The sequence below is a fragment of the Leptospira gomenensis genome (assembly GCF_004770155.1).
GTDB lineage: Bacteria > Spirochaetota > Leptospiria > Leptospirales > Leptospiraceae > Leptospira > Leptospira gomenensis.
In genome coordinates, this window is record NZ_RQFA01000072.1 from 12,501 (window position 1) to 35,680 (window position 23,180).

Below are 23,180 nucleotides of genomic sequence, written 5' to 3' on the forward strand. Positions count from 1 at the left end.
AGTTCTCTTTCGGGGTGGGGCGGAAGAAAAGATACGAACCAAACTCATTCAAGATTCTCACATTGATACCGTCATCGGTTTACCGCCGAACTTATTTTATTCTACGGGAATTCCAGTTTGTATCCTTGTATTGAAGAAATGTAAGAAGTTCGATGATATACTATTTATCAATGCAAGCGAATCTTTTGAAAAAGGAAAACGCCAAAACCAACTTCTTCCCGAACATATCGAGAAGATCGTTTCGACATATCAGTATCGAAAAGAAGAAGAGCGCTACTCTCGAAGAGTCGACTTTGAAGAGATCGAGAAGAACACTTTTAATCTGAATATTTCTCGTTATATCAGCACGGCTATTGCGGATAAAGAGGTAGATCTGGAGAAAGTAAATCTGGAACTGTTTCCATTGGAAGAGAAACTACAAACGGCAAAAAAGAACCATAACCAGTTTTTGAAAGCGTTAGGGAAACCGGAGTTGCCTTGAAATTGGTTTTTCGAATATAGTTTAAAATTATAGAAATTTCAAATTTGTATTCAATTTACTTTGGCGATCTCGTTTGAAATTCATTGGGAAACTGATCACCAAGACAAGTAGAATCCGCTTACAAACTTGAATGACTACCGCCTATGTTCGACATACTCAAGAGTTGGACGTAAATCGGACGCTCTGTCTTTGATTCTTTCGATCTTGAGTCTTACATTGCCGGCGCGGTCTTTCCGTTTTATTTTTTATTTTTCACGGGGTTCGAGATTGCCTTCTTGCGTCTCAACGCCCAACCCTCTCCGTTGATTAAACTGACACCTGCAATCGTTTGCCCCGAGTAAGCGTTGACCACGTTTACGTTTCCTAAAGAGGTGATCACGATCGTGTCCCCGTCTACTGCTTTCGTAATTTTCTTTAGATTATTTACGACTCTCATTTTTCTTTTCCCTATTTGATCTGCGTCGTTACTGTTGTCTAAAACGATACAGGGCCAGTATGCGGGCGAAAGGAAAGCCCAGAAACTCAGCGTAACCCAATTTATGGGCACTTGCCAATAACAGAGAGCTTTTCTCCAGGATTGGTCTTCGGGATAATCATAAAACCAGAATATTCCCGCTAGAGGAGGTGTTTTGTAATCCGCGCTCACGTGCCCTATGATTTCCCATTTTTTATCGTCTACGTTGAGAGTTTGGTTGTGACTATCGATAGAGATTCCTGCTGGATACTGACTGATGTATGCTTCGACATCCGACGCTTCGGACCATTTCATATTCTCCGCTTTTTCAGAGACGTCGGTTGTATCCACCACACGACCGGGTTTTTCGAATTTCGTACTATAATTCAAACTTGCACAGCCAATAAAGCCGTATACAGACAATACAATGAAAAGTCGCATCGATTCCATCTCCGATCACGGAACTGTTTTGATCAAGTTCCGATTTCTAATATTCTTGAATTCGAGAATTGAATTTAGAGCAGAGCTTCGAAATCTTTTTCCCGGGGATTCATTCGTCGATTCCTAAGGCCGGGATTATCTGGGTAAATCGTTTTAATTTAAGAAGGGCCGCTCATCGATTTAACAACTTGCTAAGGCGGGTCTTGCTTATGATTCTCCATTGTCTCGTTTCTATATTATAATAAACGAATGAATGCCGCCGAATGGGATGAATTCGAGGATCGTTTTGGCCGATCGTTCTATCTCCGCATTTTTGCGCTTATTTGTAACTGATTTCGCTTTATATAAAAAGGAATCTTTTTGCTTTTCTATTTTGATCGAAGGGCTGGAATGCGCGACTCCAAGTTTTTGCGTTTGGACCACTTCCAACGGTTTACCAGCTTCCGAACGCACGAAACACTCGTGTTCTGCCTTAAAAGGTTTGTAAGCTATTATAACCTACGGCGATGAACGCCGGATCAGGTCGTAAAGTTCGATAAAAACTTAAACTTGATTTTGGGTTTCGAGTGTCGTTTTCGTAACCCGGAGAAAACGCCGAGCGCGTCGCCCGTCCAGGAAGATCGGAAAAAGATGAAACGGAAAGATATAAATAAATTCATCCTAGTGACGGGATCCAGTCAGGGAATCGACAGAGCGTTCCTTCCGTCGTGCGCAGGTCAAAAATTTGACTCGTTCTCGCATCCGTTATGCGATTGCGGATCGGGCGAGAAGTGCGATTTTCTAGATACACAAACACTCGCAGTTTAAACGGATGTATCTTCTTTATAATATTATAAAAACTTAATGTATTTGAATCATCTTGGCGCGGTTTAGCTTCTTATTTCTCCTTGCCGCATTCAAAAAATAGCAGGGAATGATCGGTAACGTTTCCTCTTTACAAGGTAAAACTGGTTTTCAGAGATCAACCGGATATGCCGCTTCTAAATTTTCGCCGCAAGGTTTCGATACTTCGTTACGGATCCAATTGACGGAAAGCGGAATGGACGCGCTATTCGGTTCTCCAGGGCCGATTTCCATCAAAATGAATTTTAGAAAATTCGACGCAAACGGCGTCATCCTGTAGTGATCGGATCCTAAAGCCGGCAAACGCAAAATCACGTCTATAGATCATTGTGTCCGTTTGATCGTTCGATCCATTTCTAATCGTAAAAGGGAATCGGTCCTGACCTCCGGTGGCAAATTGATCCCCGGGTCAAATTTTTCGTACCCGTTTTTACGGACAAAATGATCGATGCCGCGTAAAACGGACTTATCCTGAAGTGTAAATACAGAGTATTCTTCATAAGAACATTATAAAGTCGGAATAAGTATCCCCCGTGGAAACATGAATTATGAATCTTGATACGTTGATGTTTCCGGGGAAGGGTTTCGTTCCGTGAAGGTATTCGTGCATAAAACTAGTTCGACCTTTTCCATTCTTTTCCCTAATCGTGTCAAAAACGTGGGAAAGATATCCGAACGTTTAAATCATATTTTTGTAATCTAAAAGACGAATTGGAGATTTGTATGACGATTGATTCGCAGAAAATGGAGCAGCTTGTTGGTAGGTTGTTCGGAGAAATTTCGGCCGGCTACAGCGGTGCCTTGGTTTTGATAGGCGACATGTTGGGTTATTATAAAGAACTTGCGAAAGGACCTCTTACTTCATCCGAACTCGCAGAAAAAACGAACACGTCGGAACGTTATGCACGGGAATGGTTGTCCGCTCAAGCCGCCGCGGATTACCTTCAATACGATCCTGCCGGTAAAAAATTTTCCTTATCGCCTGAACAGGATATGATTTTCAACAACGAAGATAGCCCCGCGTATTTGATGGGCGGTTTTTACGCGGTTTCTGCCGCTTTTTCGGCTGTGCCCAAACTGATCGACGCCTTTAAATCCGGCAAAGGTGTTCCTTGGGGTGAACAACACGAACATATTTTTTGTGCCACCGCCAAGTTCTTTCGTCCGACCTATCTTTCTCAATTGATTCAATCTTGGATTCCAGCGCTCGAGGGAGGTATGGTCGATAAATTAAAAAAAGGGGGAAAGGTTGCGGACGTAGGCTGCGGCTTCGGGACTTCCACCATTATTCTAGCTAAAGAATTTCCCAATTCTCATTTTTACGGTTATGACGCACATCCTCCTTCCATCGAAAAAGCGCGTTATGCGGCACAGCAAGCCGGATTGAAAAACGTAACTTTCGAAGTCGCTTCGGCTAAAGATTATTCGGAGAAGAATTTCGATCTGGTAGCCATGTTCGATTGTCTTCATGACATGGGAGATCCAGTCGGTGCCACGGCTCATGCACGCGAATCACTCAAAGGAGACGGCAGCGTAATCATCGTCGAGCCGTTTGCACACGACCATCTCGAGGAGAATCTAAACCCGATAGGTCGCATCTATTATTCGGCTTCGACGATGTTTTGTACGCCCAGTTCCTTGAGTCAGGAAGTCGGTCTGGGACTCGGGGCACAAGCCGGAGAAGCCCGTATGCGCGACGTAGTTACCCAAGGCGGATTCACACGCTTTCGTCGAGCGGCGGAATCTCCCTTTAATATCGTCTACGAAGCTCGTATCTAATCCAAGGTTGTTAAGAGGATCGGGCGAGGTCTCTTTATCTTTCGGTCTGCTTCCGAATGATCATCGGCGGATGAATTTTAAATTTTAACCGTTTTGAAGAAGACGCTTCCTTGGCGCTTTTGGTCGAAACGGGTTTTTCTATGATTTTAGAGGATTATCTCTGGTAAAAAGTTAGTAAGTTATAACGTACTAATTTAGATTAAATTTATATAACAAGGGGTGTTTTATGACTGGATATAAATGGGGGCTGCCTTCGATTTTGATCGTTGTTTCTTTGGTTTTCGTTCGATGCGATTCGACGTCGATGAACACGGAAAAGACGGAGGGAAACGCTAAGACGATTTTGACTTTGATCGCGCCGAACGAAACCGTAAATCCCGATAAGAAAAGCGGGATTGAAGATTCTAAGGTTGTCCAAATCGGTAAAACATCCGAAAAAGTGCGCGATAGGGTCGTTGATTCGACTACGAATATTCCGTTGGCCGAATGTTTCACCACTTGCCAAGCCTTTGATCCGTTGGTCTGTCCTCCGATATCTAAAGGTTTGATTTGCGAAGTGACCGTTTTTCCGGACGACGGTCCTATGGAAAAAAAATATCCACCTGCCGATTGTTTTGCGGGGAGGAATCATACGGAGGCGCTTCGCTCCGCGAAAGCGTACTATTTCCGTATGTTCTGTTTCGGGGACGGCGGAAAAGTTCCTTAAGAGTTGAAAGAGACGTTATAACGTTTCGGTCCGCGTTTATCGCGGACCTTCGAACGTTCTTTACGAAAAAAGATTTCCTTTTTTCAAAGATAGGTTTTTCTTTTCGAAAAGGAAGGTTCGCAACTCGTGAAAAAATTTCTCCTTTATATCATGTCCGCGTTCTACGTTTTCGCCGGAATCAATCACTTTCTAAATCCGTCCTTTTATCTTAGGATGATGCCTCCGTATCTGCCGGCTCATAATTGGTTGAACTGGATCAGCGGATGCGCGGAGATCGTTTTAGGCGCGGCCTTGTTATTTCCTTCCGCCCGGAAACTTGCAAGTTATGGCGTCATTCTTCTGTTGATCCTCGTTTTTCCCGCGAACGTGTATATGCTCCAAGCGGCTCTTTCCGGCGAAAATTTCGGTGTTCCTCTTTGGGGTTTATTTGTTCGTCTTCCGTTTCAACTGGTTTTCATCGCATGGGCTTGGTTCGTCCGCGACGCGGATTGAATCGTTTGTTATTTGCCGATTCGATCCCGTTTCGTTTAGTCTTCAATCGGATACCGACGAAGCGCGGACTTTATTCGTAAACGGTAGCAACCGCGTTAGGGATGTGGAGGACGCGGAGCGGACCCCGCGTCTTTAGTTGGCGTTTTCCTTTTTCGTCGCATATCGCGGCGTCCGGAGCGGAGCGAAGTCCGTAGCAGCCCGACCCGCGCACTGGATCAGAAAAATTTCGTATTAACATTTTATACTTTAATGCGAAAAAAGTGCGCGGGGAACGCCCGCCTTACGAAATTTTATAGAACGACTACCGATCATAAATCCAAGCGGGCGGAATACCCATACGAAAAACGTCTCCGAAGCTGAATATCCCGTTTTGTAAGCGCCAGTTTTCTATCTTTTTTCTAGTTTCGACGTGCACCTGTCCGTTGAAATTTCCGGCGACCTGATCCACATACCAATCTCCGTTGACTTGAAACAGAGACAACGTACATCTTTCCGGAAAGAATATTCTATAAATATAATATTTTCCTTCGATAATATCCGAATCGTAATCGAACACGCAGTTGTGTTGCGATACCGACTCCAAAAATAGCTCTTTCCTCGTTTCGATCGGATTCATCCACTCTTCGGCCCCGATCGGCGGAGGAGGATAGGTCCGATCGATGCCCGTAAATCCTTTTTCCGAGATGTCTTGTATCAGTTTCCGTTCGGCTCGATAAAGGGATTCCACCGAACGAATTCTTTTTTCCGGTTTTTTTCGTTTTAGCTCTTCGTAAATCGAGAACACCGCGGCCGGTTCTTCTTCGGCTTTTTTGTCGTCGGGAAATTTTAAAACGATGTCGTTTAACAAAAGTATGTCCCACTTCCGATTCCATCCCTTCCGATACGCACAAAGCAGGAATTCGAATAGGAATTCGTTCAATATCGGAACGTGGTGAAACACATTCCGGTAAATCGAATCAGAATACAACCTTTGGAAGGAAGTGAGATGTCCGGCGAGTAGGGCTTGTTCCGTTATTTTTTCCAGTGCGCGAATCGAACCGGGGTCGAACCCGAAGTAACGAGCGATTTCTTTTCGTCTCCAATGCGGCAGCTTGCTCCTTATCGTTTCGAAATCTTCGGGAACATGTTCGAACACGTTATGCGGGTATTCCATACAATATTCAAGCGCGCGGATCATATCGGTATGATTATATTCGATAGGCGCGGTTTTGCATTTTATATTTCTCTTTCTTTGAAAAAACTATAAGACTACGATTCGGTTTTCGGCCGCTAAAGGCATATTTAGAATGGTCTTTCTGCGTCCCTCCCCGAATTTGGTTTTTAAGGAACAAGTATTTAGACGATGATTAAAATTTCCAATCTATACAAAGCGTACAACTCCAAGGTTCTGTTCGAAGATTTGAATTTGAGCATCAATCGAGGGGAAAAGGTCGGTCTTGTGGGCCGCAACGGACACGGTAAATCGACGTTGTTTCAGATGATTTTGGGAAATGCCGAAGCCGACTCCGGCTCCATCTCCGTTCCGAAAGGCTATCGCATCGGGCATCTTCAACAACATCTTCATTTCACGAAACCTACGGTTTTAGAAGAATGCGCTTTGGGTCTTCCGGAGGGGGAAGAATACGAAACTTGGCAAGTCGAGAAAGTTCTTTCCGGTCTGGGTTTTTCGGAGAAGGACATGGAACGAAATCCGAACGAATTTTCCGGAGGTTATCAGATAAGAATGAACCTCGCGAAACTTCTCGTCTCCGGTCCGGATATGCTTATGTTAGACGAGCCGAACAATTATCTCGATATCGTTACGATCCGTTGGCTTGAGGAATTTTTGCGCGAGTGGGAAGGCGAAATCATATTAGTAACTCATGATAGAAGTTTTATGGACGAAGTCGTGACTCATACCGTTGCGATTCATCGGACGAAGGCGATCAAGGTACAGGGCGATACGGATAAACTTTATAATCAGATCAATCAATCCGAGGAAATCTACGAAAAAACTCGTTTGAACGAAGCTAAGAAAAGAAAACAGGAAGAATTATTCATCGCGAAATTTAAGGCGAAGGCGAGTTTCGCGAGTCGTACCCAGTCAAGGGTGAAAAAATTGGAGAAACAGGGCGAGATGAAAGCGCTCGAGAAAATACAAGACCTGGAACTTTTCTTTAATAGCGCTCCTTTCTCCGCGAGTCAGATGTTGTCCGCAGAGGATTTGTCTTTTTCTTATCCGGGGCAGGATAGCCCGCTTATTCGGAATTTTTCGATTAGTGTGGGAAATCGAGATCGAATTTGTATCATCGGAAAAAACGGAAAAGGAAAATCGACTCTTTTGAAAATGCTTGCGGCCGAATTGGAACCTTCGCAAGGCACCGTTAAAAAACATCCCGTTTTAAAAGAAGGTTATTTCGGTCAGACCAACAAACTCGCGTTAAACGAAAATTTCACGATTACCGAAGAAATAATGAGCTCAGATCCGTCCTGCACAGAGTATCAGGCGAGGACGATAGCAGGCGGGTTAATGTTTTCCGAGGATCAATCGATGAAAAAGATCAAGGTGTTGTCCGGGGGCGAAAAAAGCCGAGTACTCCTCGGTAAAATTCTAGTAACTCCGTGCCACATTCTTTATTTGGACGAACCTACGAATCACCTCGATATGCAATCGTGCGATTCCTTAATCGAGGCGATCGATGAATTCGACGGTTCGGTCATTATGGTCACACACAATGAGATGCACCTTCGTGCGGTCGCTACTAAGCTGATCGTATTTGACAAAGATATGATCAGTATTTTCGACGGATCATACGACGATTTTTTGAAAGACGTAGGTTGGTCCGACGAAGAGTATTAAACCGAAACAAAATTATTTCGTTTTAGCGTTTTCGTTAATCGAAGTTACGTTGCATACATGCCGGTCGATATCGCGATTCTGTTCCAAGAGTTGATCGTATTGATCAAGACGACTAACGCGACAAACTCCTTCTCGTCGAAATATTCCCTGACTCTTTGATACACGGAGTCAGGGACTCCTTTGTCGGATATTTTCGTAACGGTTTCCGCTAATTCCAACGCGGCTTTTTCCTTATCGGAATAAAACTCGGTCTCTTTCCATGCGTTCAGTAAATAAATTCTTTTTTCTTCTTCGCCGAGCGCGCGTAAATCTTTCGTATGCATTCGAATACAAAATGCGCATCCGTTGATCTGCGATACGCGTATTTTTATCAATTCGTAAAGAATCGGATCGATTCCTCCTCGTTTAGCGAAATCTTCCTGCGCAATCATCGTTTGATACGCCTCCGGATACACTTTGGCGTAATTCATTCTAAGTTTCATTTTCACCCTTATTTATAAAAAGAAGACGAACATCGTCGCGTTTTGTGACAATCAATCGCCGGCAATTTTTGGAGTTTACCGAGTCTTGAAAAAGAAGAAGTGGATCTTTCGTTATTTTGAAACTTCGTATCGTTTGTCGGAAGTCGGGAATTTTCCGTTTCGGGTTTCGCGGAAGAGTTTCCTATGGATCGGATGGAATTTCCTTGTCCAAGGGAAGATTTGGCGTCGTTTGTAGGAACTCCACGAATTTTCTATCTACCGTGTACGGCTAAGAAAGCGTTCTCTTTGTTAGGAGATCCTACACGGTTCGGAGATTACACGGGCAAACCATTTCTTATAATTTAACACCGTAGACAGGTGGGAATTTTTCCCTCTAGGGTGCAAGAGGGTCCGCAGTTCTTTTTTACTTTGTCAAGTTGTAACTTGATGTGTTGCAATTGTAGGATCTCCTCATCGATTCGTTGTAACTTATCGTTTACGGAATGAATCAAGGGCTCGCATTTTTTTGGATCGCTTTCGTCAGACAAACTCAGATTTTTTATCTCTTCCAAAGAAAAGGAAAACCTTCGTAAAGTCTTAATCCACACCAATCTCTCAACGACATCCGTTGAATACTCCTTATAATTGTTTTCCCTGCGAGAAATCAGACAATCCTTTAACAAACCTTCTTTTTCATAAAAACGAATCGTATCACGGGGAAGGCCGGTTTTTTTTTCTAAGTCTCGTATCAGCATATTTTTTTGTTCCGGATCTTGACAGTGGAGTATGGTCCACGGTTTAGACTGGAACAAATTCGTTATTTAGGAGAATTTAATGATACGAGAAAAAAAATCACTTTTGACTTGGGCGACTCGTTTTGCAGTATTTGGAATCAGTCTTTGTGGGATATGCTGTTTGGCACCGCTGGTGATCGCGTTAACCGGTCTTTCGACCTTGTCTTGGTGGTTCGGAGTGTCGGAGAAGGTAGGGATTTTCGGTCTTTCCATTGCGGTGCTTCTGGCGTTTGTCTGGTTTTTAAAAAGAAAAAAACCGCACGCGTGTTCGCTCGATTGTTCATGCAAATCGTATAACGATGGTAAGGCGGACTAAAATCTAAAAAATATTCCTAAAAGAAACGGCTAAATTTGACTTTCGAAGTAGGAGATTACCGCGTCCGCGGCATGGTCGCGTATGGTCTTCGAAATTCTATTTTCCGAATAGTAGCCTCGTTTCATACAAGCGAAGGCGATTTCGACGCCCAAAGTAGCCACGTCGGGTTTTTCGGGAACTATAAGCGGTTCTTTTAAACCCGAAAGTTGGATTCTTACCGCTGCTCCTATGTGATCGATCGTAATTTCCTGAGCGAGATAAGCGTTTCGGCTGAACGGACCGCCTAACACGAGTATGCTGGCAACGGGATTGGAATCGTAATAATCCGAAGCGGCGTTTACGAGCAGACGAACCAATTTTTTCCAACTTAAGCGGGCGCTTTTCGCGCTTTTTTCCTCGAGAATTTCCCCTACTCGAGAGAGATGTTTTTCGGCCAAACGGGTAAATAGAGAATATTTATCCGGAAAAAACTGATAGATGCTGGCCCTCGGAATCCCCGATCTTTTGGAAATTTCCGGGATCGAAATTTCTTCGGGACCTAATTCGACTAACAGTAGTTCGGTTGTCTCCAAAACCAAAGCTACACGATTTTGAGAACGCTCTTGCGAGGGGGTTCGTAGCCGTAAATTCGTGACGGACCGACCGTTTTTAGAGCGTTTTCTCGTGGAAAAAGATTCTTTCATCGTTTATCTATAAACCCTCCTAAATACGATTTTCGTTCAACCGGAAATAGGGATTCAAAAGGAATCATATTCTGAAATTCTAATTCTTCCAAAAACTACTTGCTTTCCGTTTCACCGCAAATAGGATCTCCCGAAAAATGTAACATTTGTTGGATTTTGAATCGTGTCAATGAATGTTTGTTCTCGAGGTGAATTGGATGAAACAGAATATACGAGTTTGTGTCGTAGGAGCCGGGCCGAGCGGTATCGCCGCCGGTAAAAATTGCGTGGAATACGGATTAGACGTGGTCGTTTTCGAGAAGAACGATAAGGTCGGCGGTAATTGGGTGTTCAATTCTAAAACCGGACATTCCAGTGTTTACGAGAATACCCATATCATCAGTTCCAAAGCCTGGTCCGAATACGAGGACTTTCCGATGCCGGAAGATTATCCAGAATATCCCAATCACAAACAGCTCCAGGCTTATTTCGAATCGTATTCGAAACACTTCGGAGTTTACGATAAGATAAAATTCAATCATACGATTCAAAAAATAACTCGAACTTCGGACGGTGATTGGAAAGTAGATTACCTCGATTCATCGAAGAAAAAAAAGACGGATCTTTTCGACGTTCTTATGGTTGCGAACGGTCATCACTGGAATCCCAAAGTTCCCGAGTATCCGGGTAAGTTCTCCGGAAAGTTTCTTCATTCGCACGACTTTAAGGGAGTTACGAACGAATGGAAGGGAAAGGACGTTCTTGTCATCGGAGCGGGAAACTCCGCTTGTGACGTTGCGGTCGAGTCCGCCAGAGTGGCCAACAGCGTCAAATTATCCATGAGAAGTCCTCAGTGGTTTTTTCCTAAATTTCTTTTCGGTATGCCTTCGGATGTTTTTGCGGCTAAAACCCCCGGATGGATTCCCTCAATCGTCAAACAATTCGCGCTTACTAAGTTGCTGAATATATTACAAGGTTCTTATAAAGATTACGGATTGCCTATTAACACCGATTTGGCGCTCAGTCATCATCCGACTTTGAATTCGGATCTTTTGGATTTTATACGTCATGGAAGAATCAAACCTCGTCCGGCGATCAAAGCCCTTCATGGAAAAAAGGTAGAATTCGTTGACGGGAGAACGGAATCCTTCGATATCATCTGCGCGTGTACGGGCTTTTGGACGACGTTTCCGTTTTTCGACAAGTCCTTCATCGATTTTCAACACGCAGAAAAAATTCCCCTTTTCCGCAAGATGATGCACGAAGACTATCAAAATCTCTATTTTATAGGGCTTTTTCAGCCGGTAGGTTGTATTTGGCCTATGGCCGATTATCAGGCAAAATTGGCCTGTTTGGAAATATTAGGAAAATATCATAGACCTAAGGATTTAAAGGCGGCTATCCAATACGAAATCGATCATCCACATTTCACCTTCGGCGGCGGACAACGCCACGCTGTCGAAGTTGATTACCACGCGTTTCGGAAGGAGCTTAGATTGGAACTTCTCAAGGCGGGGGTGGACATCGGCAAACCTCCCGGAGGAAACAAAAAACTCTATAAGAACTTTTCGAATTCGAATAAAAAATCCGTGTTTTCACGTTAGACGAAATTGAATCGTAAAATCGGTTCCCCGAAAAATTTCCGAGGGAACCGTCTCGTTTCATAATTTCGATTTTTTATCCAACCGTTTTTGCGCGGATCTCAATTCGCCGTCCGCGATAGTTAACGCCAATTCCGGAAAATGTCGTATCACGAAGTATTGAAGCCAGGAATCCCAAGAGGCGTATCCGACGAATTTGCGTTTGGGAAACCACTCCAAAAAAGCCTGAACGACGGAGTCCACCGAATGGGTCGCGTTCAGGAGCGAGCCCATTTCCACCTCTTTTGACAAAGCCGGTTTGTCGAAATTCTCCTTCTCCAGCCCGGGAGTGTCGGTCGTAGGGGGGAGAAAAAGTTTTACGCGCACGTTATACGTCATCATTTCTTGACGCAGTGATTGTGCGAATCCGGTAATCGCGAATTTGCTGGCGGCATACGCTCCGTAACCGTAGATCGAGAACGTAGCGAGCATAGAAGATAAAAGAACGATTTCCCCACGTCTCTGCGAAACGAAATGTTCCTGAAAGGCTTTTACTACGTTTACGTGGCCGAAGAAGTTGACGTCCATTAAAGAACGAAAATCCGATTCTTCGGTTTCGATCACGGTCCCCGTTTTCGCATAACCGCTGTTACAGATCAATATATCCAATCCACCGAGAATATCCAAAGCCTTTTGCGATACGTCGTTTACCCTATTGGAATCGGAAACGTCCGCGACTCCGAAATCGAATCTGGCGTTCGAAGTTCCGACCTCGCGAAGTTCATTTACGGTCCGTTCCAAAGCATCTTTGCCTCTTGCGGATACGAACACGCTCGCTCCCGCTTCGGCGAACGCAAGAGCCAGGCCTTTACCGATCCCGGAGGAACCGCCGGAAATAAATACTTTCTTGGAATTAAATTCCGACATACTTCCGTTTATTTTTTGATCCTATATCCGGTTTTAAAAATCCACCAAATCAAAACGAGGCAGGCGGTGAGGAAGAGAGTGATCATCGTCAGGCTGATTCCTATGCTTACGTCCGCGATTTCATAAAAGCTCCAGCGGAACCCGCTCACGAGATAAAGTACAGGATTGAACATCGTGAGCTTCTGCCAAAAGGGCGGTAACATATTAGCCGAGTAAAAACTTCCTCCCAAAAACACAAGCGGGGTGACGACCAACATCGGAATGATTTGCAACTTTTCGAAACTGTCCGCCCAAATCCCGATGATGAATCCGAAAAGGCTGAACGATACGGAAGTTAATAAAAGAAACAGAACCATAATCACGGGATGTGCGATCGTGACCGGAACGAACAACGAGGCCGTCGCTAACATGATCGTTCCGAGGATCATCGACTTGGTGGCCGCGGCTCCTACGAAGCCGATCACGATTTCGACCATCGAAATGGGAGCGGCTAAAATTTCATACATGGTTCCCGTGAATTTCGGGAAGTAAATTCCGAACGAAGAATTCGAAATACTTTCCGTCAGAAGCGACAACATGATCAGACCGGGAACGATAAAGGATCCGTAGCCGACTCCGTTCACTTCCTGGATTCTGGAGCCGATCGCGGAGCCGAATACCACGAAGTACAAGGACGTGGATATAACCGGAGAAGCGATACTTTGAAACAAGGTTCTCCAAGTTCTGGACATTTCGAAGACATAGATGGATTTGATCGCGTGAAAATTCATTGTGATTCCTTTACTAATTGAACGAAAATTTCCTCGAGAGAACTTTGTGTAGTATTCAAATCTTTGAATTCTATCTTCTCTTTTTTAAGATCGTGCAGTATCGCGGAAATTCCGTTCTGCTTCCTATTCGAATCGTAGGTATAAACGAGTTGTTCTCCGTTTTCGCCGAGTTCTAAACCTTTCGTTTTTAAGGAGGAAGGAATTTTTTTCAAAGGTTTGCTGAGTTCGAGGATGAGTTGTTTTTTTCCGAGTTTGCGCATCAATTCCCGCTTCTCTTCCACGAGAACCAATTCTCCTTTGTTGATGACCCCTATCCGGTCGGCGATCTCCTCCGCCTCCTCGATATAATGTGTGGTAAGGATGATCGTTACTCCGCTTTCGCGTAAGGAACGCACTATGTTCCACATATCCTTGCGCAATTCGACGTCCACTCCCGCAGTCGGTTCGTCCAAAAAAAGTATATTCGGTTCGTGCGCCAGCGCTTTGGCGATCAGGACTCTTCGTTTCATTCCGCCGGAGAGGGTCATGATCATCTGATCCTTTTTCTCCCATAGGGAAAGCGACTTCAGAATTTTTTCGATATAACTCGGATTAGGTGCTTTTCCATAAAGCCCTCGGGTGAAGCAGACCGAAACCCAGACGGATTCGAACGCGTGAACGCTTAATTCCTGAGGAACCAACCCGATCTGCGAGCGGGTAAAACGGTAGTCTTTTAGGATGTTTTTACCCGCGACTTCCACCGTTCCTCCGCTTGGATTCACGATTCCGCAGATAACGGAGATCAAAGTGGTTTTGCCAGCTCCGTTCGGTCCTAACAAGGCGATGATCTCGCCTTTTTCGATTTCCAAAGAAACGTTTTTTAACGCTTGAAAACCGTTCGCGTATGACTTGGAAAGATTGACCACCGATACGATGGACGATTTCGTTTTTGTGTTTTTCATAACGGATTTATTCCGATCTTATACGATCTTGAAATATCAAACGTAGGGAAACGCTTCCGTTCGGTCAGCCTCAATTTCGGAATTTCGCCAAATTCGAATCGTATGTTCGAATGAAAATCGTTCTTTAAAGCCCTATTTCAAATTCTAAAACCGGTGTTTCGTTCCTTTCGAGTTTCGATTCCGAGCTGCCACGACTCGGGATCGCCCGCGAGTATCACTTGTTTTTTTGCGCGTGTGATCCCCGTATAAAGTATATTGCGGTTTAATAGACGGTCCTTCGTTTTTTCGTCCTCGGAGGATAGGGACTCGGGGAGATATATTAAAATTGTATCATATTCCGAGCCTTGACTTTTGTGTATGGTCGTTACGAAGGCGGGCTCGTGTTTCGGCAGGGTATCTAATGCGAACGGAAAAAGCCTACGATCGATCGGGAACACCGCGCGAAGTTCGGCGGTGGTATGCGTTTTTAAAACGATTCCAACGTCCCCGTTAAAAAGTTTACGACTAGGATCGTTCTGCGAAATGAGAATCGGAAGCCCCGAAAAATATAATCCTTGAGCGAGACGTATCGATTGGATGCGCACGTCGCCTAATTCTCGTTTGCCGAAAAGATCGCGCGCCGCCAAACCCATCAGTTTGTTTTGTATCGTTTCGACTCCGCGCGGTCCTTTGCGGTAAAGGGTTAGGCAACGGAATCCGCCGATTTCTTTAAGGAAGGTCTCATAAAAGGAATCGTCGTTTAAAGTCTCCTCGTCGATCCTCCAAGATGATATCCGTCGGATTTGGGGATAAAACATATCCTTCCATAGTAGTTCGATTACTTCGTCTCGCGAGGAAAAGTCGGGCCGTTTAGAGGACGAACCTCGGAGCCAAACCACTTCGCTTTGGTAGGCTACGTCGTCGCCGATCCGATCTGTTCGCGGGAATGTTTCGTCTATTCTGGCGCCCAGATTCAAATTATCATTAGAATATTCTAATATTTCCTCGGCTAAAGAAACGATTTTCGAAGGTTTTCCGTCAGCCCCCGGTTTTTGGCGGTTGCTTTCCTCGAGTTTGGAAACGAATGAGCCTTTGAATGAATCGAACGCGTTGAGAAAGTCGCTTAATACCGCCCCTTTTTCGACCGAGGGGAGTTGGTTCGGATCTCCGATCAAAATTAGGCGAAACGGCAAACCCGAGTCGGAGATTCGTTTTTCGGGAAGCGCTCGGAACAAAGATACCATAAGATCGAGATCTATCATGGACACTTCGTCAACCACGATCAAACGATGAGGAAGACGTCGGTCTTTCCCGTAATAAAAATCGCCTAATCGTTGTTTGTAAGAAAGCAGCCCGTGAACGGTACCTCCGCGTAAAAACGAATATGTTTTCGAATCGGAAAGTTTGGCCAGATTTTCCAGCAGGGATTCGGTGAGTCTTTGCGCTGCCCTACCGGTCGGTGCGACTAACGCTATCTCTTCGTGTGAAGGTAATTGATCCAATCGTTTTAGGATTTCCAGGATGAAGGCTATTACGGTGGTTTTTCCGGTTCCCGGGCCGCCGCTTATGATTCGGAACGGAGAGGCGAGACAGGATAAAACGGCTTCGATCTGCCCTTTTTTCAGAGTAAAACTTGCGGATTGAAGATCCGCTAAAATCGCATTCGCGTTTTCTAAATCGATTTGGAAAGAGGGTGTGTCCCTGATTTCATTCCTTAAAAGATTTTCGAGTTCGGTTTTGTTCCGATAAGTCTTTTCGAAATAAGCCCATTCTTCGCCTTCGAATTTGCTGACGATCAAACCGGGAGGTTTCGTTTTCAAAAACTCCTTCCACTCGGGTTTAACTCGAACACAAAGACCGCCCTCACGTCCTGTATTCAAGAGTTCGTTTAACATTTCTAAAAGAACGGGTTCGAATTCCTTGAGGTTTTCCGCGCTTTTGCCGCGTTTCCTGTCGGAGATTAAGCCGAGGAGATCTTCTTTTAATTTTTCCGCAAAGGGCGAATATCGTTCATCGTTCATCTTTTCGTCTCCCACCAAATTTCCGTTAGTTGTTTGACGGACTCGAAAATACGATTTAATCTTTGCGGGGACCAATCGAAGTCCGAATAGATTCCGCGACTTTCCTCCGCTTTCATGCCGCGGAGAAATAGGTAGAACACGCCTCCCGTTTTTTCTAACGCTTTCTCTTCTCCAAAAAGATTAACCAGATAGCGGTGAAGAATCAACGCGTAAATATCACGTTGCAGATCGTAACGAGCGTCCTGAGCCTCCACCGCCTCCTTTAAGGAAACGGGAGAATAATCCTCGAGAAGATTGGATTTATAATCCGCGAGATAAAAACGCTCGCCGACTTTAAATACAAGATCGATGGAACCTTTCAGGAAATTTCCCGCGGTTTTTCCGTCCGGATCCAGATCGAAGTGAAAGTCCATTTCGGCGATACGATGTTCTTCGCTTAATTCCGAAAGTTTAAAGTTGGATCCGTCGTTTAACGGAATACGGGCGTTTAAAGCGTTCCATACGATTTCTACCGCACGTTTACGTCGTTTTTCCAGCTCCGCATCCGTATTACGCGCGTTATGCGGTATAAGCCGATAAAAATCCAAATGTTTGTCGATCCGCGTCGCGATTTTTTGATCCTTTAAAATTTCCTTCGGTTCTTTATTCCCGAAAAACGCGAAATCGGATTCCTCCAAAAGTAGATGAAGAAACGAACCGGCGGCCGCCGAAGAAGGGAGCGGATCCTCGAACGTCGATAAAAAATCCTCCGCTTCGTCCGATTTTAAAAAGGAAGATTCCTCGAGCGCGGTTAGGGAATCGTTCTCTCCGTCCATTCTCGTTTTGATCGAGGAATAACTGTGCAGACCTACGGTTTTATTACCGTCTTCGTGTTTTAAAAACAAGGGAGAAGGACGCACGTAAGTCGTCGTCTGCTCTTCGTTTTGCTCGCGAATTCGATCCGTTGATTTCGGGTACCATAATATTCTATGGAATAATTTAGGATCGGGGTCGTTGTCCAAAATGGATTTCAATCTAGGATAAAGAATTTTATAATATGCTGAATCTCTTGTTTTCGGATGGTTGGTCGGATTGAAGAATGGAAGATAAAGCCTTACTTTTGGGCGAGTGATTCCCACGTAAAGAAGACGTTTGTTCTCGTTAAGATTGTTAAACGAATACAGGTTTTTGCCAGTCGTTTTCGCCTCTTCGTCTTCGTCCCAGAGATTCAATTTCCAGATTCTTTTTCCGGATTCGTCCGTTGCCGGGTATTCGTATACGTCCGGTATGAAGTTGCCCGATAGATGAAACAGGAATACGATCGGCCATTCTAAACCTTTGGAAGCGTGCAAAGTAAGAATCTGAACGGCTTTTTTTTCCGTTTCCCTTTCGAACAACGGCAACTCTTCTTCGTTTTTTCTTTCGGTTTGAAGTCGTATTAATTCCTGTAAAACCTCTTCGAGCCCCGATTGATTCGCGATTTGAAACTGGAGCAATTTTCTGAAAATCTGTCTGTAGTTCGTCCTTTTTCTTTCCCAGTCGATATCGGTATTCTCTTCGGTAAGAAAAATTCGACTATCCTCCTCGATGGATCGAAATAACTCGGCAAACCTTCTTTCCGAAGCGAGTTTTTTCCATCGATCCAAAACGGATTTCTCGTAGGAATCGATCGAATGTTCGTCGAAGAACGTTAGACGATCCGGATGAACCCGGAAAAGATCCCCCAAAAGAAGTTTACGATACGAGGACGGTTTGTTCGGATCCGAAAGACATTCGAGGATATTAGAGATTTGAATCGATTCCGACGACTGATAGATCCCTTCCTGCTTGTAAAAGGAACAGGGAATACCGGAAAGTTTTAACGTCTGTTCGACGAGTTTTCCTTCCGCTTTACTTTTTACCAAAACGGCGATCTCATCGTAGTTTATAATTTTCTCATGTATTGCCGATCCATCCTCGTTTTTGATCCGGTAACGAAACGGGGAAGGGCCTTGGCAGAGTTTCAATATTTCCTCCGCGACGAATTTCGACCAAGCGGTTCTATATTCGTCCGCTTTCCAGGAATCTTTTCCCTGAAAGTCAACGATTTGAACGGGACCTTCCGCATAGGATTCGCTCAGGAGAATTTTAGCGTCTTTTTCAGGCGGATCCACTTCGGAGTATTCGATGGGTTCGTTTTCGAAACCGATTTCGAAAATCGGGAAAAAACTTTTTTCTCCGAATTTTCCGGAAAAGATTTCGTTATAGGCTTCGATCAATTCCGGTACGGACCTATAGTTGACGTTTAACGAAACGTTTTCCGCGTCGAATTTTTTCAGATCCGATTTGGCGCGAAGATAAGTCCCTATATCCGCGCCTCTGAATCCGTAGATCGATTGTTTCGGATCGCCGATCAAATAAAGCGCGCGCTCCGGTACGGGGTTTTCCAAAAATAATGTTAGAAAAATCTTATATTGATTCGAGTCGGTATCCTGGAACTCGTCGAGAATCCCCACTTTATAACGATCGTATAACGCCTGTTTGAGGTGCGGATTTTCCAGTGCCTTTACGGTTTTGAATATCATCTGGTCGTAAGTCATCCATTCGCCGGTTTCGAATTCCGCCTCTACGGATTTTTTCGCGGCCAAGGTCGTCTTTTGAAGAAAGTTATTCTCATCGAACGGAGATTCGTCGTCCCGATACGGATACTCCTTTCCGCCGAGCAGTTTTGTTCCGGCCGAGAGAATCTTTTCCTTTCGGGAAAAATAGTCCGATCCTTTCAGTAATATTTCCAGCCGATCCGTAGGAATCAGTCCGTCCCATTCGCCGTGTTGAATTTCGTAAAGGGCGGCTTCCATTCTTTCCCTTGCATCCGTTAGGATCCACCGATCGGAGGTTCCCGTTTCCACGGGATATTCACGCAGAATCATATTACAAAAACCGTGTATAGTCGAGATCGTCACCTGATCGAGTTCTCGAGCCTCCTTGTTTAATCCGGTGCGGATCAGTTTTTTTCTGAGTCTTTCCTTCAACTCGCCCGCCGCCTTTTCGGTGTAGGTGAGAACTAAAATTTCCTTCAACGGAATACGATGATGCTGGATCAGATCGCCCACTATTTCCATGATCGTATATGTTTTACCGGTCCCCGCAGAGGCTTCGACAAAACAGGATTTAAGCGGAAAGGGTCTGGGTAAGTGGGTCACGATTTTTTTCTCCAATCCAGAAAGGGTTTATAAAAATCACGGGCCCACGTTATGCGCGATTTTAAAATGAGATCCTTCGTTTCGGGATAAATTTTCAGGAGCGAGGAAAGTCCCTCTTTGACCGAGCTCAATTCCTCCTTTAGGAAGTTCTCCCAAGCGGATTGGTCCTCGTATTTCTGGATTCGATCGGGGGTTTCGGTTTTACCGCCGACTTGTATTTCGGAAAGATAATATTTTAAGAATGCCTTTCTCGGAAAAAAGACGGGTTCTTCCTTGACGTAATCGGAGACGATTTTTCCTAAATAATCCAAAGAGGTCTGAGGATCCGGGATTTCGTATTCCAAGATCATCGTATTCTTGCTTTTCGAATTTTCGGAAGGTCTGGATTTGAATGAGTATATTTTAAAATTCTCATGAATGGAAGAAAATACTACGGAACTCAAAAAGGGGAAACTCATCGTTTTCCAGTAGTCCTTGTGCGCGTGATAATCGTTTTCCGGTTTTTCTTCGAGCGTTTTGGATAAAATCCAATAATACGTTCCGTCTTTTTCCACAACGTGTTCCCATTCTCCGCGGATGTTCAAAGTCCTTCCGTCCTTTAAGCTTACCCGTAGTTCGGGGAGTTTTTTGCAAACCGAATCGGGCAGGCCCGTGTCTCCGAGGCTGATATAACGGTGATATCTTCCGCCTCGCAGAATAGTATTCCAATTTTTTAATATATCTACGGTTTCCCCGAGATAACCGACCAGATCCGCTTCCTTTAGATTCGCGAATACGGACTGCGGGAATTTTGCGGAAGCCTTCCGCTTCTCCAATAACGGAGCGAGGTTGGACTTGATTTTATTTTCGTCCCAATCCCATTCGCCGAGGGAAGTCAGGGCGGGAAACATCAGGTTATGTATTTCCCTAAGGATGTCGGCTTCCGCGACCGCGTCCAAATCGAAAAGTTCCTCTTCGGATTTTTCGGCTTCCTCTTCCTCGAAATACATTCCCAATCTTTTTTTGAGATAAGAATCCAACGGATCGGCCAAAAATTGCGAAAGTTCGCGAACGTCCAACGAAGAAAAACCGAATTCGGTCGAGGAGGGTTTTAGTTCTTCGGGATTCTGAAAGCGTTTTAGTATATTAGAATTTTTGCGATCTTCATTCACCCAAATCCGCGCAAAGTCGTAACTGACCAATCCCTCTTCCATGGTTTGCGGTGAGTGTTCGTATCGGGCGCTATAGGAGTGGAGAGGAATTTTCAACGCCTGTTTTACTTCGAAATGTTCCATGATTTCTAAAAGATGAGAGCACGGTTCGAAGGTCTTGTCCTCTTGTAGGTTTTCGCCCACATAACTCAGAGTTAACGAATCCTGCGCGGATTGGATCGTTTCCCATAATAAGGATTCCTGAATTTCCTTTTTGGAAAGATCCCAGTCCTCTTTGAAGTCTTTACGTAGGTCGAGCCCCGATCGTTCCTGGGATCCGGGAAATTTTCCCTCGCCTAATCCTAATATGTAAACGTGTTTAAAGGGAATCGGGCGCATGGGCTGGAGAAGAGAAATCGTTACTCCACCCGTTAAATACGCGCCTTTTCTGTAAGGGATCTGGTCGAAAATCTGATCGGTAATAAAACGAAGAAGTTCCACTCCTTCCCGTTCCGAATTGAATTCCACGCCTATCCATTCGTTCAGGGCTTGTAACCAGGTGCGGAAAAGTTTGGCTTCCTGTTCTCGATCCGAATCCAACTCGAACAGATTTTCCAGAGCATTCTTTAGAATATCTAAATATTCTAAACTGATTCCGGATCGGCTTCCGGAGAATGCGGTTAGGATCGCTCTTTTGGTTTCGACTATCGTCTCCCAGAATATCGCGGTCGAGGCAGAGTGTTCGTCGGAGATACGATTTATGAGCGGGATTTTGTGGTTTTCCCAGGCGTTTTCCCGACTCAAGACTGAGGACAATCTGATTCTTCGGATGCCGTTGGATATCTGGAACGGGTCCGTTTCCCTGCCCGTTTCTTCGTATCGAATTCCGGATTCCTCGACCAGAGTTTCCAATTCCAAAACCGATTCGCCGTCGAGTTGTAATTTTTTATGAAGTAGCGGATTGCGGAGAAGACGAAGTAGGTCTTCCTTTTTCATAAAAGGGCCCGAACAAAGATCCCAGAGATTGTTCAGACCGCGATACAACAACGATGCTTCGTCGGCCTTTATGTCGGTAAGCGAATAGGGAATTTTTTTCCGAATCGGAGTCGGATCGCCCACGCCCGTCTCCTTTTGCAAAAGAATTCCTCCGTCTAACACCCATTCTACGGGACCGCGATACGTTTTCATGTCAGTCACCAATACGGCGAAGTCCAGATACGTGAGTTTCGGATTTCGATCCATTTTATATAGGATATCGTTCGCCACCGCCTCCATTTCCCGATACGGAGAAGGCGCGTTCCAAAATCGCACCGAGTGATCGGAGGTAGGCGTTTCCGATTCGAAACGTGCCGGATTTCCCCGCAAAAGACAGCGAAGCGACTCTAATTTCGGGGGATGTATATAAGAAGATTCTATTTTTTTTAAGTTATATTCGATCGCTCCGGAAATTCTGGAAACGATATGGGCCTGAGGATCCGCCCATCGTACGGGGCCTGCTTCTTCTTTCGATTCAGTCGTCTCGGTTGACCCCGAGTAAAATTGGTAAAGATGCACCGAAGTTCCGTCCTTTTCGGACATCGACTTTAGGATTTCCAAATAAGTGTCCGATAGGTTCGACAAACAGAAGAAATGGATCGTATGAAACGTTTCCGGGATCCGTTTTGCTTTTTTGGCAACTTCGCTTAACAAAAATTGGTTGAGGGTGGACGGCTTCTTCGAATCCAAAAAAACGTCCTGGTAAACGCGTTTTTCGAAACGATAGTAATCCTTGTCCTGGGGTAGCGGCGACGATCGACGGGATATTTTGGGTATTAAAACGCCTTTTTCTTCGGCCCAAGATTCTATCCATCCGGATCGATTGAGTTCGTAATCCTTAAAAAGGGAAATGAGCGCGGAGGAAAGGGAAAAGACGCGCGGCATACTCCGCAAAAACACATTCAAAAATTTGAATTCGCTTTCGTTCCGATTTCGAAGAAGATAGGATAGTATTTTCCTTTGGTTCGCTTCGTGACTGGGAAACGGTCTTTCCGCGGGTTCGTATTCCATTTCGGCTCTTCGACAATAATATTCTTCGAGAGCTTTTTCCAAAAACAGAAACCGTACATTCGTGGTCAATCCGCCTATTCGGGCCAGATTCAGATTGAGCCAGAGTTTCATATTCGTGCTCGGGATCACGACGATGGGAGCGCGGAGCGGTGCGCGTCTTTGTTCTTCTATTATATTTTTTGAAAGTTCCCGTGCGATGTCGTGAAGGGATAGACTTGTTACGTGTGTGATCGACAAACGGTTCCTCTTAAATACTTTCCTTATACGAGCATTCCCGTAAAAGCTCGGCTTGGCAAGTAATTCCGTTCGTGAAATCGTAAGTAAAATCCCTTGTCATTCCCGGGGCCGGCTGAATCC

At 44.8% G+C, this 23,180-nt stretch carries 19 protein-coding genes (1 of these 19 only partly in view); 8 read left to right on the plus strand and 11 right to left on the minus strand.

The annotated features are described in order from the left end of the window. Positions 1–481, plus strand: partial view of a type I restriction-modification system subunit M gene (locus tag EHQ17_RS15665; RefSeq protein ID WP_246057585.1) — the end only. The gene continues 851 nt to the left of window position 1, outside the view; 481 of the gene's 1,332 nt are visible here — the last part of the coding sequence; its start codon lies off the left edge, out of view; its stop codon occupies positions 479–481. Positions 482–719: 238 nt separating this feature from the next. Here the strand turns inward: EHQ17_RS15665 and EHQ17_RS15670 are convergent, their stop codons facing one another. After that, on the minus strand, positions 720–1,376 hold the full coding sequence (locus EHQ17_RS15670; protein ID WP_135736210.1) for a hypothetical protein: 657 nt from the start codon (positions 1,374–1,376) through the stop codon (positions 720–722). A 913-nt stretch (positions 1,377–2,289) separates the two neighbouring features. Here EHQ17_RS15670 and EHQ17_RS15675 point away from each other — a divergent pair. The 4 genes from EHQ17_RS15675 to EHQ17_RS15690 all read left to right on the plus strand — a co-directional run bounded on the left by EHQ17_RS15675 (position 2,290) and on the right by EHQ17_RS15690 (position 5,196). Beyond that, a complete protein-coding gene (locus tag EHQ17_RS15675; protein ID WP_135591744.1) occupies positions 2,290–2,499 on the plus strand; it encodes an SDR family NAD(P)-dependent oxidoreductase in 210 nt (69 codons plus the stop codon). Positions 2,500–2,942: 443 nt separating this feature from the next. Then, positions 2,943–3,998, plus strand: coding sequence for a class I SAM-dependent methyltransferase (locus tag EHQ17_RS15680; protein WP_135591742.1), 1,056 nt, complete (start codon positions 2,943–2,945; stop codon positions 3,996–3,998). A gap of 226 nt (positions 3,999–4,224) precedes the next feature. Further along, positions 4,225–4,704, plus strand: a complete 480-nt coding sequence (locus EHQ17_RS15685; RefSeq protein WP_135591740.1) for a hypothetical protein — start codon at positions 4,225–4,227, stop codon at positions 4,702–4,704. Positions 4,705–4,830: 126 nt separating this feature from the next. Beyond that, positions 4,831–5,196 carry a DoxX family protein gene (locus EHQ17_RS15690; RefSeq protein ID WP_246057586.1) on the plus strand — a complete coding sequence of 122 codons (366 nt, stop codon included), beginning with the start codon at positions 4,831–4,833 and terminating at the stop codon, positions 5,194–5,196. Between the two features lie 301 nt (positions 5,197–5,497). On the opposite strand, the gene EHQ17_RS15695 is transcribed toward EHQ17_RS15690, so the two are convergent. Then, positions 5,498–6,373 carry a PcfJ domain-containing protein gene (locus EHQ17_RS15695; RefSeq protein WP_135591738.1) on the minus strand — a complete coding sequence of 292 codons (876 nt, stop codon included), beginning with the start codon at positions 6,371–6,373 and terminating at the stop codon, positions 5,498–5,500. A 165-nt stretch (positions 6,374–6,538) separates the two neighbouring features. Between EHQ17_RS15695 and EHQ17_RS15700 the strand changes: the two genes are divergently transcribed. Continuing rightward, a complete protein-coding gene (locus EHQ17_RS15700) occupies positions 6,539–8,035 on the plus strand; it encodes an ABC-F family ATP-binding cassette domain-containing protein (protein ID WP_135591736.1) in 1,497 nt (498 codons plus the stop codon). A gap of 44 nt (positions 8,036–8,079) precedes the next feature. Here EHQ17_RS15700 and EHQ17_RS15705 read toward each other — a convergent pair whose 3' ends face one another. Both EHQ17_RS15705 and EHQ17_RS15710 read right to left on the minus strand, forming a co-directional pair. Further along, complete coding sequence (locus EHQ17_RS15705; RefSeq protein ID WP_135591734.1) at positions 8,080–8,517, minus strand: carboxymuconolactone decarboxylase family protein; 438 nt, start codon at positions 8,515–8,517, stop codon at positions 8,080–8,082. Between the two features lie 341 nt (positions 8,518–8,858). Then, the gene (locus EHQ17_RS15710) at positions 8,859–9,251 is read right to left on the minus strand and encodes a MerR family transcriptional regulator (protein WP_135591732.1); all 393 of its coding nucleotides are present in this window, start codon (positions 9,249–9,251) and stop codon (positions 8,859–8,861) included. Between the two features lie 79 nt (positions 9,252–9,330). Between EHQ17_RS15710 and EHQ17_RS15715 the strand changes: the two genes are divergently transcribed. Beyond that, positions 9,331–9,606 (plus strand): hypothetical protein, encoded by a 276-nt coding sequence (locus EHQ17_RS15715; protein WP_135591730.1) that lies wholly within the window; start codon positions 9,331–9,333, stop codon positions 9,604–9,606. A gap of 29 nt (positions 9,607–9,635) precedes the next feature. Here EHQ17_RS15715 and EHQ17_RS15720 read toward each other — a convergent pair whose 3' ends face one another. Further along, positions 9,636–10,289 (minus strand): TetR/AcrR family transcriptional regulator, encoded by a 654-nt coding sequence (locus EHQ17_RS15720; protein ID WP_135591728.1) that lies wholly within the window; start codon positions 10,287–10,289, stop codon positions 9,636–9,638. Between the two features lie 197 nt (positions 10,290–10,486). On the opposite strand from EHQ17_RS15720, the gene EHQ17_RS15725 reads away from it, so the two are divergent. After that, entirely contained in the window at positions 10,487–11,872 is a 1,386-nt protein-coding gene (locus EHQ17_RS15725; protein WP_135591726.1) for a flavin-containing monooxygenase, read from the plus strand. Between the two features lie 57 nt (positions 11,873–11,929). Here EHQ17_RS15725 and EHQ17_RS15730 read toward each other — a convergent pair whose 3' ends face one another. From EHQ17_RS15730 to EHQ17_RS15755, 6 genes are all read right to left on the minus strand, one after another. Then, on the minus strand, positions 11,930–12,775 hold the full coding sequence (locus EHQ17_RS15730; RefSeq protein ID WP_135591724.1) for an SDR family NAD(P)-dependent oxidoreductase: 846 nt from the start codon (positions 12,773–12,775) through the stop codon (positions 11,930–11,932). A gap of 8 nt (positions 12,776–12,783) precedes the next feature. After that, positions 12,784–13,545 (minus strand): ABC transporter permease, encoded by a 762-nt coding sequence (locus EHQ17_RS15735; RefSeq protein WP_135591722.1) that lies wholly within the window; start codon positions 13,543–13,545, stop codon positions 12,784–12,786. Continuing rightward, a complete protein-coding gene (locus tag EHQ17_RS15740; RefSeq protein ID WP_135591720.1) occupies positions 13,542–14,486 on the minus strand; it encodes an ABC transporter ATP-binding protein in 945 nt (314 codons plus the stop codon). The genes EHQ17_RS15735 and EHQ17_RS15740 overlap by 4 nt, the downstream gene beginning before the upstream one ends. A 137-nt stretch (positions 14,487–14,623) precedes the next feature. Next, a complete protein-coding gene (locus tag EHQ17_RS15745) occupies positions 14,624–16,486 on the minus strand; it encodes an ATP-dependent DNA helicase (RefSeq protein WP_135591718.1) in 1,863 nt (620 codons plus the stop codon). Beyond that, entirely contained in the window at positions 16,483–19,647 is a 3,165-nt protein-coding gene (locus tag EHQ17_RS15750; RefSeq protein WP_246057587.1) for a UvrD-helicase domain-containing protein, read from the minus strand. The genes EHQ17_RS15745 and EHQ17_RS15750 overlap by 4 nt, the downstream gene beginning before the upstream one ends. After that, positions 19,644–23,060: an exodeoxyribonuclease V subunit gamma gene (locus EHQ17_RS15755; protein ID WP_135591716.1), complete on the minus strand. Its 3,417-nt coding sequence runs from the start codon at positions 23,058–23,060 to the stop codon at positions 19,644–19,646. The genes EHQ17_RS15750 and EHQ17_RS15755 overlap by 4 nt, the downstream gene beginning before the upstream one ends. Positions 23,061–23,180 lie beyond the last annotated feature (120 nt).

Coding starts and splice junctions, on each gene's coding strand:
- EHQ17_RS15735 (WP_135591722.1), bottom strand. CDS start 13,545: ATGAATTTTCACGCGATCAAATCCATCTATGTCTTCGAAATGTCCAGA.
- EHQ17_RS15670 (WP_135736210.1), bottom strand. CDS start 1,376: ATGCGACTTTTCATTGTATTGTCTGTATACGGCTTTATTGGCTGTGCA.
- EHQ17_RS15715 (WP_135591730.1), top strand. CDS start 9,331: ATGATACGAGAAAAAAAATCACTTTTGACTTGGGCGACTCGTTTTGCA.
- EHQ17_RS15680 (WP_135591742.1), top strand. CDS start 2,943: ATGACGATTGATTCGCAGAAAATGGAGCAGCTTGTTGGTAGGTTGTTC.
- EHQ17_RS15740 (WP_135591720.1), bottom strand. CDS start 14,486: ATGAAAAACACAAAAACGAAATCGTCCATCGTATCGGTGGTCAATCTT.
- EHQ17_RS15725 (WP_135591726.1), top strand. CDS start 10,487: ATGAAACAGAATATACGAGTTTGTGTCGTAGGAGCCGGGCCGAGCGGT.
- EHQ17_RS15700 (WP_135591736.1), top strand. CDS start 6,539: ATGATTAAAATTTCCAATCTATACAAAGCGTACAACTCCAAGGTTCTG.
- EHQ17_RS15675 (WP_135591744.1), top strand. CDS start 2,290: ATGATCGGTAACGTTTCCTCTTTACAAGGTAAAACTGGTTTTCAGAGA.
- EHQ17_RS15730 (WP_135591724.1), bottom strand. CDS start 12,775: ATGTCGGAATTTAATTCCAAGAAAGTATTTATTTCCGGCGGTTCCTCC.
- EHQ17_RS15745 (WP_135591718.1), bottom strand. CDS start 16,486: ATGAACGATGAACGATATTCGCCCTTTGCGGAAAAATTAAAAGAAGAT.
- EHQ17_RS15695 (WP_135591738.1), bottom strand. CDS start 6,373: ATGATCCGCGCGCTTGAATATTGTATGGAATACCCGCATAACGTGTTC.
- EHQ17_RS15710 (WP_135591732.1), bottom strand. CDS start 9,251: ATGCTGATACGAGACTTAGAAAAAAAAACCGGCCTTCCCCGTGATACG.
- EHQ17_RS15705 (WP_135591734.1), bottom strand. CDS start 8,517: ATGAAACTTAGAATGAATTACGCCAAAGTGTATCCGGAGGCGTATCAA.
- EHQ17_RS15685 (WP_135591740.1), top strand. CDS start 4,225: ATGACTGGATATAAATGGGGGCTGCCTTCGATTTTGATCGTTGTTTCT.
- EHQ17_RS15720 (WP_135591728.1), bottom strand. CDS start 10,289: ATGAAAGAATCTTTTTCCACGAGAAAACGCTCTAAAAACGGTCGGTCC.